Below are 15,308 nucleotides of genomic sequence, written 5' to 3'. Positions count from 1 at the left end.
TCAATATGATATTAATATGACAAAACTCATTTTCTTGTACGATGGGGTTTAAAAAAGGTTATGAAAAAAATAGATATTTGTTAAAGTATGAGGCGGTATTTTGCTGAAGTAAATCTATTCAAAGGAGTTGAATGGGGCTTAGCTTGAATAGGGATAAATGGATATTTGTTCACTAAAAAGTAGGTGGTTACTTAAAATCTTGTTCATTTATAGTTTTATACCATCAATTCTTGCTACTTTAGAAGTATGAAAAAGATACTCTTCCTACTAATTATCTTACAATCCAATCTATCGATTCTCCATGCCCAAAACTTAGGCATCCGAGAAATACACCATTTTTTCCGACCGCATCTCACAGGACTTGGAGAATGGCAGGCGGATAGTCAATTGAAGGACTTGGATAGTCTTTCTTTTGGCAGCAATGCAATTGGTTTTCAGGCAAGTATTCCGATAAAAGGGCGAGTGGGATTGGATTTGAATCTGGGCAAATTGAAGAACATTTTCAAAGTGGCGACCAAAGGATTGAAGGGCTTGTTTGAAACCATTCCTTTGGATGTGAGTGCTTACCAGATTTTGTGGAATGTGGGCGGGGGTGTCCGCAATATGGATATGAGTTTTGACCAAGATGGGCATACGGCTTACTATTTCACGACGGGCATTGAAGGAGTGCATATTCGACCAGAATTGGGCATCATTTTCTACAATGCCAACCTATCTTTTTCGGAGGAAGGAGCAACTTTTAATCAGTTAAAAACACGCTTTACGGGTTTTATTGGTCGAGCAAAAATGAATAAATTGGCTTCGATAAATTATTATGGGCTCGCTATTCATTACCGCAACAACAAAGTTTTGCCTGTGCCGTTTGCAGGTACGAGTTTTAGCATTCCACCTGTTTTCCATTTGCAGTTGATTTTGCCGTATCAAGCGAAATTGGTGTATAAAAAGGACAAAAAAATTCGAGTAACGCTTGCCGCTACGATGAGTGGTTTTGAAACGGGATTTGAAAACCAACATTTCTTTTTTGAAGAAAATGTGCGGGATAGACTACATTTGTCGGCGACTTATCTACAAGCTACTTCAACGGTGCAGTACAAGCTGAGTGATAAGGCCCGTCTTCAAATGGAAATTGGTACTTTGCTCAATCAAAACATCACTTTTTGGGATGGGCGGCAAAAGGTGAATAGTTTTGACTTGAACAATGCTTTCTTTTATGGGGTTCGCTATGAAGTAGGTTTGGGCGATAAGTCTTTGGTAGGGAATTTGTTGCGGAAATTGGATGTGGATTTGTGAGAAATGAAAATCTAACTTCAATGCTTTATTGGGCAATTGGTTTTGCCCTATTTGTTTACCTCACCTTACGCAGCTATTTCATTCCGATAACACACGATGAAGCGGGTACTTTTTTGGAGTATGTGGTGGTGCCGCTTCAAAATACGCTGCTGTGTATTCCTGCTTCTGCAACCAACCATATTTTTCATACGCTTTTGGTGAAATGCAGTACTGGATTGTTTGGAAATCAAGTGTTTTTTATTCGACTTCCCGTTTTACTGTCCTATGGCTTGTACTTTTTCTTCTCCCTTCGATTGCTTCAAAAACTGACCACAAAACCTTTTTGGATAGTCATAGGCATTTCATTTCTAAACTTTCACCCTTATCTGTTGGAGTTTTTTTCTTTGAGTAGAGGATATGGTTTGGGAATTGCTTTTATGATGGGAAGTATTTACTATACATTTTTCTACTTCAATGATTATCAAAGCAAAAAAGTGATAGCCGCTTTGGGTTTTGCAGCTTTGGCAAGCTACAGCAATTTTGTTTTTGGGTTTTATTACATGAGCCTTGTTTTGTTGTTTGTGGTTCATTCTGTGGTATTAACGCATCGGGTGAAGTCTATGAAGTTGTGGGTGAAGCATGACATGGTTGTTCAAATCGTGGGCGGAGCGAGCTTGGTTTTGGCTTTGGTGACAATTGTTCCTTTGAAGAATCTGCTGGAAAACAAGGCTTTTTATATAGGTGGACAAACGGGATTTATTGCCGATACCCTAGGGAGTTTGATTCGATGGAATTTATATGGGGTTCAGTACTTTGGAAACTTTGACCTTCAAATCATTGCAGGTGTTCTGCTTCCAATTCTGCTTGCTGCTTTTTTATGGGCAATTATTGGAGGTTTTTTGTACCATAAGCCAAAATTAACTGGGGATTTGTATAAAAGAAGCGAGATTTCTCTGCTTCAAAATCTAAAGGCATTGCAGCTATTCAGTGCCTTGTTGGTTGGAGTAGTCGGTTTGCAGGTTTTGTATGTTGTTCTTTTTGAAGGAAAATATGCTGTTGGCAGAACGGCTTTGTATTTATTGCCTTTGGCAATGTGGCTGTTGTTTGCCTTTTTATGGTATGGAAGGCGATGGTTGTTGGTGAAAACAATTGCCGTTTTTTTTGCTGCAATGCTTACCTTTCACCTACTTCAAACTGTCAATATTCGCCAAAGTTATGAATGGGGTTTTGATGCCGACACGCCTGCTATGTTGGATTTTATGGCGCAACAATCAAGTGCTCAACATAAAACTTTATCTTTGGGCGTTCATTGGTTGATGTTTCCAAGTGTGGCATATTATCGGTATGTAGAAGGATTGCCGAATGTGGAAGTATTTAGTGATAAAAAATTGAAACCCAATGAATACAATTATTATTACATTCCCGAAATTGAGGCAAGTGATTATTTGAAAAACTATGCAATTGTCAAGCGTTTTGGGAATGGCCACATTTTGTTGTTGGGTATCGTAAAACAAAAAAAATCTGAATGACCCTTCTTGATGTATTTTTATTACCTCTTTTTATTGTGGTGATTTTGATAACGGCATTCATCATTCGTGAAACCGTTTACAAACACCATGTTGGGCGGAAGTATATCTTGGCGGGTTTGGGCTTCAAAATCCTTGGAGCTTTGTTTTTTTGTGCCATTTACGCTTTTTATTATGGTGGATTGGGCGATGCTTTTGTGTATCACGAATCAACGGTTGCGCTCTCCGAAGCCATTGAAGATTCGCCTAAATTGGGTTTGGAACTATGGGCTACTGAAGCGAATACCTACGATTTGCGGCTTTCTGAACTGTCGGATAAAATTCCGTATTACAGTGGTGAGAATACATATATGGTGGTGCGAATCGCTACGGTTTTGGGCTTTTTGTGTGGCAATAGTTTTTGGGTCTTGAATCTGTTGTTTGCCACTTTATCTTTTATGGGTTTGTGGTTGCTTTATACGGTGTTTGTGGATGTATATCCAAAGGCTAAGGATACGATGGCGATGGCGGTTTTCTTTGTTCCTTCTGTTTTCTTTTGGGGTTCTGGCTTGCTAAAAGATACGGTGACAATGGGTTGTGTGGGTGGATTCACCTATGGCGTTTACCATCTGCTCATCAAAAGAGATAGAATCCTTGTGTCTATTTTTCTGATATGGATTTGCAGTTTGTTGATTGATGCAATTAAGGGCTACATCTTATGGGCATTTTTCATTCCGACTGCTTATTGGCTATTTTTCCATTATCGGGAGGTGGCTCGTCGGCAAAATTTGAAGATTTTTTTTAATGTCTGTATGTTGTCGGCTGTTGCTTTGGGGGTGTATTTTTTGTCGGATAGGGTCGCTGATATAGGATATTATATGTTGGGAAAGTTTGTGGGAATGGCGATGGATTTTCAATCATGGCATGGCTATTTGAGCAATGAGGGTCAGACGGGCTATACTTTGGGAGAAATTGAATTTTCGATTCCAGGCATTTTATCCAAATTTCCTGCTTCGGTCAATGTTGCTTTGTTTCGACCTTATCTGTCTGAAGTGAACAATCCTGTGATGTTGATTGCAGCATTGGAAGGGACTGCTTTTATGGCGGTTACGCTGTACGTGTTTTTCAAAGTCGGTTTTTTTCGCAGCTTAAAAATTGCTTTTGGCACACCTTTTATCAGCTTTTGTTTGTTGTATGCGCTCTTTTTTGCCTTTGCAGTGGGCTTTGCGACCTACAATTTTGGGGCATTGGTGCGCTACAAAATTCCTTGCCTGCCGTTTTACATTGGGGCAGTTTTTATGGTTTTGGAGCAGTATCGAATTGAAAGTTCAAGTTCAAACACAAAATTCACTATACAATAAGACATTTAGACTTTGGACGAAAGATTTTAAATCATTGACAAAAAAGAAATTAAGTAATAATATGAGTAACCGCTACAAACGCATTGAGGAACTGGGATGGAGTATGGAACTGCTGCAAAACGCCACGGTAATGGTGGTAGGAGCAGGTGCATTGGGTAATGAGGTGTTGAAGAATTTGGCACTGTTGGGAGTAGGTACTATTTTGGTGACAGATATGGATACCATTGAAGACCATAACCTTACCCGCACTGTTTTGTTTCGAGAAGGCGATATTGGACGCTACAAGGTGGAAGTGGCTGCCGAAAAATTGAAGGAAATGAATCCTGATGTGCAGGTGATTCCCGTGATTGGTAAAGTGCAAGATGTGTTTGGAAGGGGTGTTTACCGTCATGTAGATGCGGTGTTTGGTTGTTTGGACAACATTCAGGGACGCATTGACATCAACCGTTATTGTTATCAAACCCAAACGCTCTTGATTGATGCAGGTTTGCGGAAATTGGATGGGGATGTGAAAATTTTTGCACCTCCCTTCAATGTGTGTTTGGATTGTACGCTGAACGAGCATTTGCGTGAGGAGGCTTGGCGGCGTTTTTCATGCCTCAAATTGCGGCAACGAAATGAGGATGGTAGGGCTACAATACCGACTTCACCTACTATTTCTTCCATTATGGCGGGATTGCAGGTGCAACTGGCTGTGAAATATTTGCATGGCGCAAAAATCCCGAAGGATTACCGAATGTCGGTCTATGGTTTTATTGACGAGCTGAGTGTGTCGAAAATGAGCTTCAATCCCGAATGTCCAACGCACAATCTCTATGATTCGATTGTGGAAGAAGATATTACGCAGTTGCCTTATCGCTCCGATGAATTGAGGGTTGGGGAGTTGCTGCAAATCATGAAAACGGATTTGGGCGAAACGGCTACTATTTCACTGGATTACGATTTGATTACTACTTTGGCCTGCAATACACACCGTAGCCGCCAAAATATTCTCTGCAAACGGGGTAATTTATATGTGGATGAGGCGGAATGTCCTGATTGTATGGCAGAGGGTATGCCCTCTGTTCATGCGTTGAGGCGTGAACATTTTGTGAATCAATTGGATGGTAAGGAGTCTGCACATATTTTGAACAGCACTTTGGAGGAAATTGGCACACCGCTTTACCAGATTTTTAAGATAAAGGCGATTGTGAATGGGGAGTTGGTGTATCGGTATTATGAGATAAGTGGGGATAAAGAGAGGGTGTTTGGGGAAATGGGTTAGTTTACTTTATCAACGAATTTAATTTCCTTTTTAGCTTTTCTCGTTCTATTTTACTCAGATTCTCAGTGTGTTCCAAAAACTTCAATGCAAATTTCCTAATGGCATTGTTGAACCATTTTTCATTCTGTTTAGCAGGCTCGCTTTTAACAATCTCCAACCATTCAGAGGCTAAATAATCTTGCCAATCCATCAAAAGTTTAATTTTAGCCTCGTTTAAACTACTTACACTTTCTACTAATAAAGGCCATCTTCTGTCTTTCTATATTTTCTATTCCAATCTTGTAAGGTATTGAAACCAATTTGAGGACGTGGGCTTCTATCTGGGAAAGGCAATTTTTCAGTAATACTATTGATATAATGACCTGTTGAAACCGTTACATTTCCTCCATTTCTTTTCACAAAAATAACCCACTCAAAAGGATTTACTTGCTGTACACTTGAACCAGAAATATTGTTACTTTTTGTTGATTTAAGTTCCAATGATTCAAAAAAGATATTCTCTCCATCCGTTATTTGCAAAAATAAATCTGGATTGGTATAGACTGATTTTTTTGAAGCTGCAATTTGTTGTTTTTGTTCATCTGAAAGTTGTTCAGGTAGCAGAACAGACATAATTTCAAAATTTTGCAGTGCTGCAACTTCTACACTAAATTTTTCTGAATCAACAATTAAAGATATATATTTCAAGATAGTACTTCGAATACTGTTGTTTGACAATAAATACTTTTGAAAATACCTTTTCAAATATTCATCCGTATTCGCTTCCTCAGACTGAAACTTAATCTTCCCCAAAGCATTTTCTCTACTATTCAAATCCTGTTCCAGAAGATAAAAATAGACGAGTAAAAATAGGTTTAGGCGAGTTGCTTCTATATTAGGATTCATTGAGATAAAATTTAGGGGATTTTAAATGTACTATAGCCCAAAATAGAACTCCCAATTCGATTCTATTTTCTTAGCAATGTGATAAGCCAAAAGCGGGGGAACAGCATTGCCGACCAACTTATACCCCTGTGAAGGACTCAAGGAGAATTTTTTCTTTTTCTCTGCAGAAAGCAAAACAAAATTAAAATCATCGGGAAATGTCTGAATCCTCGCACATTCCCTCAATGTCAATCGTCTTTCTTTTTTACCCATTTCTATTTCGTTGGCATAACTCCCTCCATTTTCGAGCGATAATCTTCTATATTCAATGTTGCCGTGATGTTCTGCACGTATAGTTGGAGCCAGTTTTTCGAGGTTTACTTCCTTTTGACCTTGGCAATGTATTCCCATAAACTTTGCCTTAGAAAAATGTTTCTGTGACAAATCACAGCTATTTTCAGGCTCTTTCAAATCCATTAACACATTCTTACTTTTAGTGAAATTCGTCATAAGGTGTTCAAACGATGAATAGTGCATTTCTCCATTTAGTCGGTGCGTTGGTGTCGGATAAGGGCTGGATTTTTCTGAAACTTCCTTTTTAGACAATTCTTTTAAAGCTTCGGAAGTCAAGGCTGATTTCTTGAAACCAATAAAGAAAATCCTTTCACGAGATTGTGGCACACCATAATTACCTGCATGTAAAACCTTTGGGTCTAAAACCAAATAGCCGTCGCCATCTATCTTAGAAAAATCAGCTTGAATCACCTCTTTAACTTTCCCTAAATTGGCCAAACCCTTGACATTTTCTGCAATAAAAATTTTTGGTAAAGTTATCTCAATGACTTCTTTCATCCACATATAAAGCTTTCCCCTTGTTTCTTCTGTCGGAATATCGTCTTCAATAATTTGTCCATTATGGTCTTTGTGGGAATGAAATCCTTTCCTTTTTCCTGATACGCTAAAATCTTGACAGGGAAAACCGCCCGTCACTATTTCGATGTTTTGGGGAAAGACTTTTTTATTTCCATCGTGGTATTCTTTTACAATATTAACAATACTCCCCACATTGTATGTTCCATTCAAATCATAACCTCGTTTTCTCGAAAAATAATCATTCCAAGCAATTCTAGCGTGACTGCTAATATCATTCGCAAATTTTGTTTCAAAGATGGTTTCCTTCAAATGGAAGTAAAAATCATCTTCCTCCACTACCCAATCTCTATGTATAGCATCATTTAATATCGTTTTGGGTATTTTGAAGCCTCCTTCAAAACCAATATCCATTCCTCCACATCCCGAAAATAGGGACAATAAATTCTTTTTCATCATATCTAATTGAATTTTAACGCCCTGCATCTAAAACTTAGTTGTCACATCCAACTTCAAACCACTAAACGCAGGCTCAAATCTGCAAATTCCTCCTGTACAGATGATCCCCGCAGGTTGTTTCGCATAGTTTAGTGCAAAACGAGTTGCATTTTGGTTATGAGCAACTAAGAAAGTCGGGAAAAAAAGATTGTCATGGAGATTGTACATCGTTCCCGCCGAAAAAGACCATTTTGGAACAATATTGTACTCTGCCAATCCCCATATCCAATTTCCTAAATCTTGTTTTTCTTCAGGTTTGTCTTCTCCAAACAATACCCTATTGCGCTCTGTCAGCATGTATTGCAGCTCAAGTCGCAGTGATTTTCGACGGGTAAATTTATAATCGTACTCAAAGAAAGGAGAAAAGGTTCGGACAAAATCAGCTCGCCCTGGTTTCGGTCCTTCAAAAGCGGTTTGGTTGTAATCCACCATTTGCAGTCCAGAAATAATGCGCCATTTTTTCTTTTTGTCTTGAGGCTTGATTTCTGCATCTAAATAAAATTCTCTAAACAACAAGTCGTTGTCAGAATTGGTAATACGTGAGTGATTCCCAGTAAAAGACAGTCCTTTCATAGGAGTATAGGTCAAATCCACTTGAAAGGCTTTTTCCCCCAACAACTGTGTGGCTGCATTGTAGCGTGACATCAATCGGTAACTATTGGCACGGGTCATTGGAGGCAAAAAGTTGATTGCTCCAAAATTACCTACTGCATTGGGGTGAACTCGTAGATCAAAATCTTTGGTGTATTTATACAAAAATGTGATGCCAAAACCTTTTTGAGAATAGGTAAGCGTATTATAAATTACGTTACCATATTTGGGATTGATGAGCAATCCATCCATATTTCTAATAGCATCCTCTGTTTTATAGGCATATTCGGTGTACCAACTAAACCTTCCTGCATACAATGTATTGTAGAACGTTCCAGCATAGACATTGTATTTTGGAGTAAAGCGGTTTTCCAAAGTATAACCATTGATTTCTTGTGCAATGGTGTTCATGGTTTCGGTATCAATCGTGCGGTTAACTACCCCAAAACCCGGTGTTAAATTCACCTTTTCACTCGCTTTGATATAGCCCGAAATATTTGCTCCTTTGACAACAGGTTTGTAGGTTTCAAAGCGGTTTCTTTGACGGCCTGTAAAGCCTGTAATGCGCCAATGGTCGCTGAGTTCATACTTCAATCGGATGCCTTGAATGGCTTGGTCAATTCCCAAAGGACGTGCTTCATAAGCTCTGAAAATAATACCCGAACCAAACTGCTCATAAAAATACCCTGCCGTTAAATCAAGTTTGTCTATTTTTTTGGAAATATACCAAAATCCCAACCCAAGTTCATTTACTTCACGAGTAGCATTGAAAATGTTGGAGTTATTGAACATATCAAAACGCACACCCATATTGTAGCCAGAAACCTGATAGTTCAGATTGAACCAAGCATCAGCACTGTATTTGAGGTAATCATAAAAGGGTGTATTCGTGGCATCTCGTGTACTATCCGACTCAAAAAAGCGGGTATTAAACTGCAAATCACCTGATAAAACACCTTGATTTTGGCCGTATAAGGTATGACTACACACCATCAAACTTAATAAAAACAATATTGTAGAATATATTCGCTGCATAATGAGTCGGATTTTTAAACGTTAAAGTATTTATTCTGTCGAAAGAGAAGGTTAACTTTGCAAATCTAAAAATAATTTAAATGATGTTTATGAACCTACTTAGAAGATGTAGTTTTTTGCTACTGTTTTTTGCTTTAGGAGTTGCTTTTGTTGCAGCTACCAATGGACCTGATGGCACACCTGATGCTCCTACCAAAACACTACCTAATTTGAATGTAAAAGCTTTAGGGGGTGATTTAGTTAATATTGTAGAGCATTACGGTGGCAATGGTAAAATTACCGTATTCAGTTTTTGGGCTACTTGGTGCGCACCCTGCAAAAAGGAACTTGGTAATATTGCGGACATTTATGAAGAATGGCAAGACCTCTACAATGTAGAAGTGGTGGCAGTCAGTACAGATGATGCTCAATCTGCTATGAAAGTACAGCAATATGTGGATGGGAAATTACTTCCCTTTGATGTATTGTTGGATAGTGACGAGTCATTAAAACAAGCACTGGGTATTCGTTTGATTCCTCATACGATTGTAACTGATCAAGAAGGAAACATCGTTTATGAACATACAGGTTACTCAGAAGGAGATGAATTTGAATTGGAAGACTTCATTAGTGAGTTGAACGGAGATGGTGACGGCGAGTAATTCATAATTATAGCTATGTTATTTTAACAAAAAGGTGCTGGAAATTTCTCCAGCACCTTTTTTATTGTCTATTTTCAAAACAAAAAACCTATTTTGGATATTAGATTAGCAAAACATCACCAAAACCAACACATGAACACCAATAGAAACATCGTCCTCGTTGCAGGTACACGCACTCCATTTTTGCGTTCAGGAACAGATTATATGGATTTAATGTCCTATCAATTAGGGCAATATGCCATTAAAGGTTTGCTGACCAAAACAGGTATTGACCCCAAACTGATTGATATGGTAACGATGGGAACCGTCATTTCCAATGTCAAAACCAGTAATGTCGCCAGAGAAGCAGCAATTACGGCCGGGATTCCCGAAAGCACGCCTTGTCATACAGTCACCCAAGCCTGTATTTCAGCCAACCGAGCCATTGCAGATGCCGTTCTTGCCATTGCAGTCGGTCATGCAGACATTGCCATTGCAGGAGGCGTGGACAATACTTCCGATTCTCCTATTGGATTCAGCAAAGAAATGCGTAAAAAACTCTTCAATGCTCAGAAATTGAAGACTGTAGGCGATAAGGTGAAATTTGCGGCAAGCCTTCGACCCAGCGATTTTATGCCTCAGCGTCCTGCAATTGCAGAATATACGACCAATCGAACAATGGGGGAAGATTGTGAAATCATGGCTGCAAGGTTCAATATCAGCCGAGAGGAACAAGATGAATACACTGTGCGTTCGCATCACCTCGCTGACAAAGCCTACAAAGACGGACACCTTCCCAACGAAATTACTCCAATTTCACTCCCTCCCAACTTCAAACGCATTGACCACGACAACGGCATCCGCCCGGATACAAATATGGAAAAACTCTCGAAATTGCGCCCAGCTTTCGATAGAAAACATGGAACATTGACCGCAGGAAATTCTTCTTTTTTGACAGATGGCGCATCTGCTGTATTGTTGATGAATGCTGCAAAAGCCCGTCAATTGGGTTTGACTCCAATAGCAAAAGTGGTAGATTTTACCTTTACGGGTCAAAGATTGGACGATGAATTGCTATTAGGACCAACTTATGCGACTTCCAAATTATTTGAACAAACAGGTTTGAGTTTTGACGATATGGATGTGATTGAATTCCATGAAGCCTTTGCAGCTCAGATACTTGCCAACCTAAAATGTTTGGCTTCCAATGAATTTGCACAAAAAAATCTGGGGCGTGAGAAAGCAGTAGGAACAGTACCAATGGATAAATTCAATCTTTGGGGCGGCTCACTTTCGATTGGACATCCTTTTGGTGCAACAGGCGCACGGTTGATGACCACAGTTGCAAATCGTTTGGTTGCAGAAGGTGGGAAATATGGTTTGTTGGCGGCTTGTGCTGCGGGAGCGCATGGTCATGCAATGATATTGGAGCGGATCTAATAAAATCTATGTATGCCTCATTAAAGCTTTTATCCTGAATTTTTGTTTAAATGAAAAAGTACCTACGCCTTTTCACTTCAATCAGTATTGGATTATTTTTATATTCTTGTTCTCCAATAATTTACAACGACCTTGATGCCAACTACAAAAAGGCAATCATTGATGCAATGTATGCCGATGAACATGAAATATCGAACAATCTCATCGTCATTTCTCCCAACAATACCTACCTTCAATGGCAGGGCGAAGGAGAAAATAAGCGTGTACTGGTGACTTCATGGATAAAGGAAGACATCAACTATTATTCTATTGGAGAAATGGTGGAACTCAAGTCGGATGAAATTTGGGTGACAGCTTGTCCTGAATTACAGGATTGGTATGCAAAGAATGAAAAAAAAGTGAAAGATATAGATTTACGACTTGAACAATTGTTGGGTTTACCGCCCAAAAGTGGTCAAACACATTTCATAGAATTTTGGGTCAAACCCTCGGACATGTTCCGCCCTACACCTGACAACGAAATTACCGACCAAACGACCAACTTACAACTCGCCGAAAATATAGATAGCACCTACAAAGCTTGGTATCAAGGCAATATACTATACAGTTATTACCCGCTGGCATATCCTTGGACTCGATTGGGTTATACATATGACTGGGGAAATAAGAAGTCGGAAGTGGGACTGAGTGAGTTTGTGATTCGCAAAAATGCGGAAGTAATCGTAAATTCGGTACAGACGACTGCGGAATACTTGAAGAATTAATAGTAAATTTGGCACTTCTTGAAAGAATGTTGTATAATTGAACCCTCAATACAATTACACAGCATTGATTTTTAACCAAAAAATTATCCATAAATCATGCAAAACAATCAAAGTCACCAGATTCCAGAATTGAAAACTCCTGATGGAAAACCCTACGACATTCCAGTTGAAGGCTCTTTAGGTCTTTTAGCACTCGGATATGTAGGGTTGATGACTTGGCGAGCAAAAAAGATTGAAGCAGCAAAACAAATGGCTATTCATCAAACAAAAGCATAACCAACCTAAGGCAGTTCACTGATGCTCCAATAAGAATTAATCATTCTTATCAACTCTACAAACTGTTGATAATGAACAGGCTTAACCATATAGCCAGCTACACCAAGATGGAAACTTTCATATCTATCCTGCTCCTCTTGCGATGTAGTAAGAATAACTATAGGGATAGTTCGGAAGGTCTTGTCTTGTTTTACAATCTTCAAAAACTCTATGCCGTTCATTCTCGGCATGTTGATATCCAAAAGAATAATGAAAGGTAAATCTTCTCTACAAGTTTCTAAATAACTGACTCCTTCTTCTCCATTGCGGGCAACAATCAAAGGATTGTTTATCTGAAGCTCTTTGACTGCTCTTTTTACAGTCATGATATCTACCATATCATCTTCTACCAATAAAATGGCTCGGTTAGTGGTCATAACAATTAATGATTTTTTGCTTCAATAAAGCTAAGTAAAATTAACACGATAATTGCAATATTAAAGCAACATTTTCAATTTAGCTAATTTTTTATGTATTAATAACTGCTCTATCTTCTTCACATTTGAGTGAATTAGGCAAATTGAAGTGGAAAACAGTTCCCTCATGTAGCGTTGAAGTTAACCAAATACGTCCATTATTACTCTCTATAATTTTTTTTACTACAGTCAACCCAACTCCTGTACTTTCAATATCATCCCGTGCATTTAAGGTCTGAAAAATTTCAAATATTTTTTCATGGTATTTCTCTTCAATACCTGGCCCATTGTCTGCTACATAAAAATGCATAGTTCCATCAACTTCATCATAACCAATGTCCAATATCCCCACGGGTTTGTCATTGTATTTGATAGCATTGCTAATCAAATTTTGAAAAACCTGATTGACCTTAGTAGGTTCACAAGCGACCGTAGGCAGTTCATTTTTGATATTTATTTGAAAATGTGGAGGTGGATTCAGCATAAAAAGCACTTCTTCAACAACCTTGTTCAAATCCATAGGCTTCAATTTAGACATTTTTTTCCCTGCCCTTGAATACTGCAAAATTCCTTCAATAAGGTTGTTCATCCTCACAATACGCATCTTGATTAAATCCAAATACTCCAGTCCCTCCTTATCCAATTTATCACCATAATCAGTTATCATCCAATCTGTCAAAGAACCAATAGCCCTCAAAGGGGCTTTCAAATCATGTGAAACAATATATGCAAAATTCTTCAATTCGTCATTAACATAAGATAACTCCTCCTCTACTTCTTTGATTCTCTTAGATTGTTTTTTGAGCATATCTGCAATCTCTAAAAGATCATTATCCTCTGCAATTTTCATCTCATGCCCATCATTATCCACCGACCAAAGAGTAGATAAAGTATCCTTTAGCTCTTCTAAAAGTTGCGCCTGCTTCTTGCTTTCAGCCCTCAACAAAACATTTGCTTCCTTCAATTCTTCGGAACTAATATCCATTGCTCGCTCCAACAAACGACGATCTTCTTCAAAATGCTCATAGGACTGATTGACTTTTTCGAGCAAAGGCACGATTTCAGGAGGGATATTGTCTATCCCTCCAAAAGTACGCTTGATTTGACGAGCCAATAAACGGTTGATTTTTTTCATAATTCACTAAGTAAAGTGATGGTCATGGTCTGATTGTGCAATTCACAATTGAGCGCTCCTGAAAAAGGAGCGATTTCCCCGTAAGAGTAAAACCCTGTTATACAAGTTGTATGTCCAATTGCTTCTGCAACACTTTCCACTTCTTCATCAATACGAGGACCTAAAAGCAGTTTTCGCCCCACACAACTGATCAAAATAGCCAATTCTGGTTGAATGTCATTGAAGGACACAATGCTCGCATTAGCAGCATTGTACGCACCATCAATCAACTTATCAAAATTTGCTTTCATTAATCGTGCGCTTGCCCCTTCTGGTACATCTCCTGCAAAAGTCATGCTCTGCGTTTCTTCGTCAATAGATAAAATAGTCCTAACCAAAGGTTTATCTTTATTTGTGATTCGGATACTCAACGGATAAAGCAATGCAGTGCCTGGCAATCCAGCCGCTTTTTCCCCCAAATAACGCTTGTACAGTTGAAGTGCAGACTTCCCATCCAATTCGTAGAGTACATTCTCTTTCGATTTGGTGATAATACGCTCTGGTCCAAAAGGATCCCATCCACCAATGGATCCATAACCAATAGTCAGTTTATCGCCATAAAATCCAACCCCAACAATATTTCCACTATTCGGTGCTGCATTGTAGCCCACTAAAGTTTTCTCAAACCTCGGCCCGTCTCCAGCCAAACCTCCAGTCACAACTACTTTTTCAGGCAAATATTCATTTAAACCTTTGACCAACTCACTCCCATTTACCAACTGTCCATCCGATAAGATGAATACCTGCTTGAGTTCTTCATGATTCCACGATAAAGCCATTTTTTTACCTACCTCATAACTGTCTTCACCAACTTCAATATGGGCTGTTACTACTTCAAAATCAGTATGTTCAAAATAAACAGCAGTGATAACAATCGAATCATCTATTACACTTTCTTCTACAATTTCACCTGCCGTTGAAGCAATTATTATATGACTATTTGGATAAAAAGTACGAATTTCGTCAAATCGTAAAGGATCGGCTAATTGAAATCTATTTCCAAATACAAAAACTAAATTTTCCTTTTCTTCAAAAGAAACAAAATTTGAAGTATTCGTCAAATGCTTCCATCCATCCTGAAGTGTCCATTTTTTTTGTTGTGTGTGCATTTCTAATTATTTAGAAAACATTAGTTAATATACATGAAAAATTCAAAAATAATACCAGAACTTCTCTATGAATTAAGTAGATTATGAGGAATGATTAAGCTATCACAAATTTCTAAAATCTATTGAGACTTCAATCACATTCATTCATTTTTTTTATAGCTTTGATTGAAGATAAGTTAGCTGTCTTTTTTACATTTCTGAAACATTCAAACC

The 15,308-nt window shown here is 38.5% G+C and carries 14 protein-coding genes; 8 read left to right on the top strand and 6 right to left on the bottom strand.

The window, feature by feature from the left end:
- Positions 1-246 precede the first annotated feature (246 nt).
- The 4 genes from R3E32_25895 to R3E32_25880 all read left to right on the top strand — a co-directional run bounded on the left by R3E32_25895 (position 247) and on the right by R3E32_25880 (position 5,399).
- Entirely contained in the window at positions 247-1,290 is a 1,044-nt protein-coding gene (locus R3E32_25895; GenBank protein ID MEZ4888188.1) for a hypothetical protein, read from the top strand.
- Positions 1,291-1,310: 20 nt separating this feature from the next.
- Positions 1,311-2,798, top strand: a complete 1,488-nt coding sequence (locus R3E32_25890; GenBank protein MEZ4888187.1) for a hypothetical protein — start codon at positions 1,311-1,313, stop codon at positions 2,796-2,798.
- Positions 2,795-4,135 carry a hypothetical protein gene (locus R3E32_25885; protein ID MEZ4888186.1) on the top strand — a complete coding sequence of 447 codons (1,341 nt, stop codon included), beginning with the start codon at positions 2,795-2,797 and terminating at the stop codon, positions 4,133-4,135. The genes R3E32_25890 and R3E32_25885 overlap by 4 nt, the downstream gene beginning before the upstream one ends.
- 61 nt (positions 4,136-4,196) lie before the next feature.
- Entirely contained in the window at positions 4,197-5,399 is a 1,203-nt protein-coding gene (locus R3E32_25880; GenBank protein MEZ4888185.1) for a ThiF family adenylyltransferase, read from the top strand.
- 234 nt (positions 5,400-5,633) lie between these two features.
- Here R3E32_25880 and R3E32_25875 read toward each other — a convergent pair whose 3' ends face one another.
- From R3E32_25875 to R3E32_25865, 3 genes are read right to left on the bottom strand one after another with little or no spacing between them, the layout of a single operon-like run.
- Positions 5,634-6,284, bottom strand: coding sequence for a hypothetical protein (locus R3E32_25875; protein MEZ4888184.1), 651 nt, complete (start codon positions 6,282-6,284; stop codon positions 5,634-5,636).
- 30 nt (positions 6,285-6,314) lie between these two features.
- Positions 6,315-7,592, bottom strand: a complete 1,278-nt coding sequence (gene dcm / locus R3E32_25870; GenBank protein MEZ4888183.1) for a DNA (cytosine-5-)-methyltransferase — start codon at positions 7,590-7,592, stop codon at positions 6,315-6,317.
- Positions 7,593-7,619: 27 nt separating this feature from the next.
- Entirely contained in the window at positions 7,620-9,257 is a 1,638-nt protein-coding gene (locus R3E32_25865) for a DUF6029 family protein (protein MEZ4888182.1), read from the bottom strand.
- A gap of 89 nt (positions 9,258-9,346) precedes the next feature.
- Here R3E32_25865 and R3E32_25860 point away from each other — a divergent pair, with 89 nt between their 5' ends.
- From R3E32_25860 to R3E32_25845, 4 genes are all read left to right on the top strand, one after another.
- A complete protein-coding gene (locus tag R3E32_25860) occupies positions 9,347-9,898 on the top strand; it encodes a TlpA disulfide reductase family protein (GenBank protein MEZ4888181.1) in 552 nt (183 codons plus the stop codon).
- Positions 9,899-10,030: 132 nt separating this feature from the next.
- Entirely contained in the window at positions 10,031-11,317 is a 1,287-nt protein-coding gene (locus R3E32_25855) for an acetyl-CoA C-acyltransferase (GenBank protein ID MEZ4888180.1), read from the top strand.
- Positions 11,318-11,367: 50 nt separating this feature from the next.
- Positions 11,368-12,081 carry a hypothetical protein gene (locus R3E32_25850; protein MEZ4888179.1) on the top strand — a complete coding sequence of 238 codons (714 nt, stop codon included), beginning with the start codon at positions 11,368-11,370 and terminating at the stop codon, positions 12,079-12,081.
- Positions 12,082-12,177: 96 nt separating this feature from the next.
- Positions 12,178-12,357 carry a hypothetical protein gene (locus R3E32_25845; GenBank protein ID MEZ4888178.1) on the top strand — a complete coding sequence of 60 codons (180 nt, stop codon included), beginning with the start codon at positions 12,178-12,180 and terminating at the stop codon, positions 12,355-12,357.
- Positions 12,358-12,362: 5 nt separating this feature from the next.
- Here the strand turns inward: R3E32_25845 and R3E32_25840 are convergent, their stop codons facing one another.
- The 3 genes from R3E32_25840 to R3E32_25830 form a co-directional block, all read right to left on the bottom strand.
- A complete protein-coding gene (locus tag R3E32_25840; GenBank protein ID MEZ4888177.1) occupies positions 12,363-12,773 on the bottom strand; it encodes a response regulator in 411 nt (136 codons plus the stop codon).
- Positions 12,774-12,864: 91 nt separating this feature from the next.
- Positions 12,865-13,947, bottom strand: a complete 1,083-nt coding sequence (locus tag R3E32_25835; GenBank protein ID MEZ4888176.1) for an ATP-binding protein — start codon at positions 13,945-13,947, stop codon at positions 12,865-12,867.
- Entirely contained in the window at positions 13,944-15,095 is a 1,152-nt protein-coding gene (locus R3E32_25830; protein ID MEZ4888175.1) for an FIST C-terminal domain-containing protein, read from the bottom strand. The genes R3E32_25835 and R3E32_25830 overlap by 4 nt, the downstream gene beginning before the upstream one ends.
- Positions 15,096-15,308 lie beyond the last annotated feature (213 nt).

The organism is Chitinophagales bacterium, from assembly GCA_041392475.1.
In the GTDB taxonomy this organism is placed as follows: Bacteria; Bacteroidota; Bacteroidia; order Chitinophagales; family UBA2359; genus JAUHXA01.
Note: the sequence above shows the minus strand (reverse complement) of the source record. Positions and strands in the feature narration are given on the sequence as shown.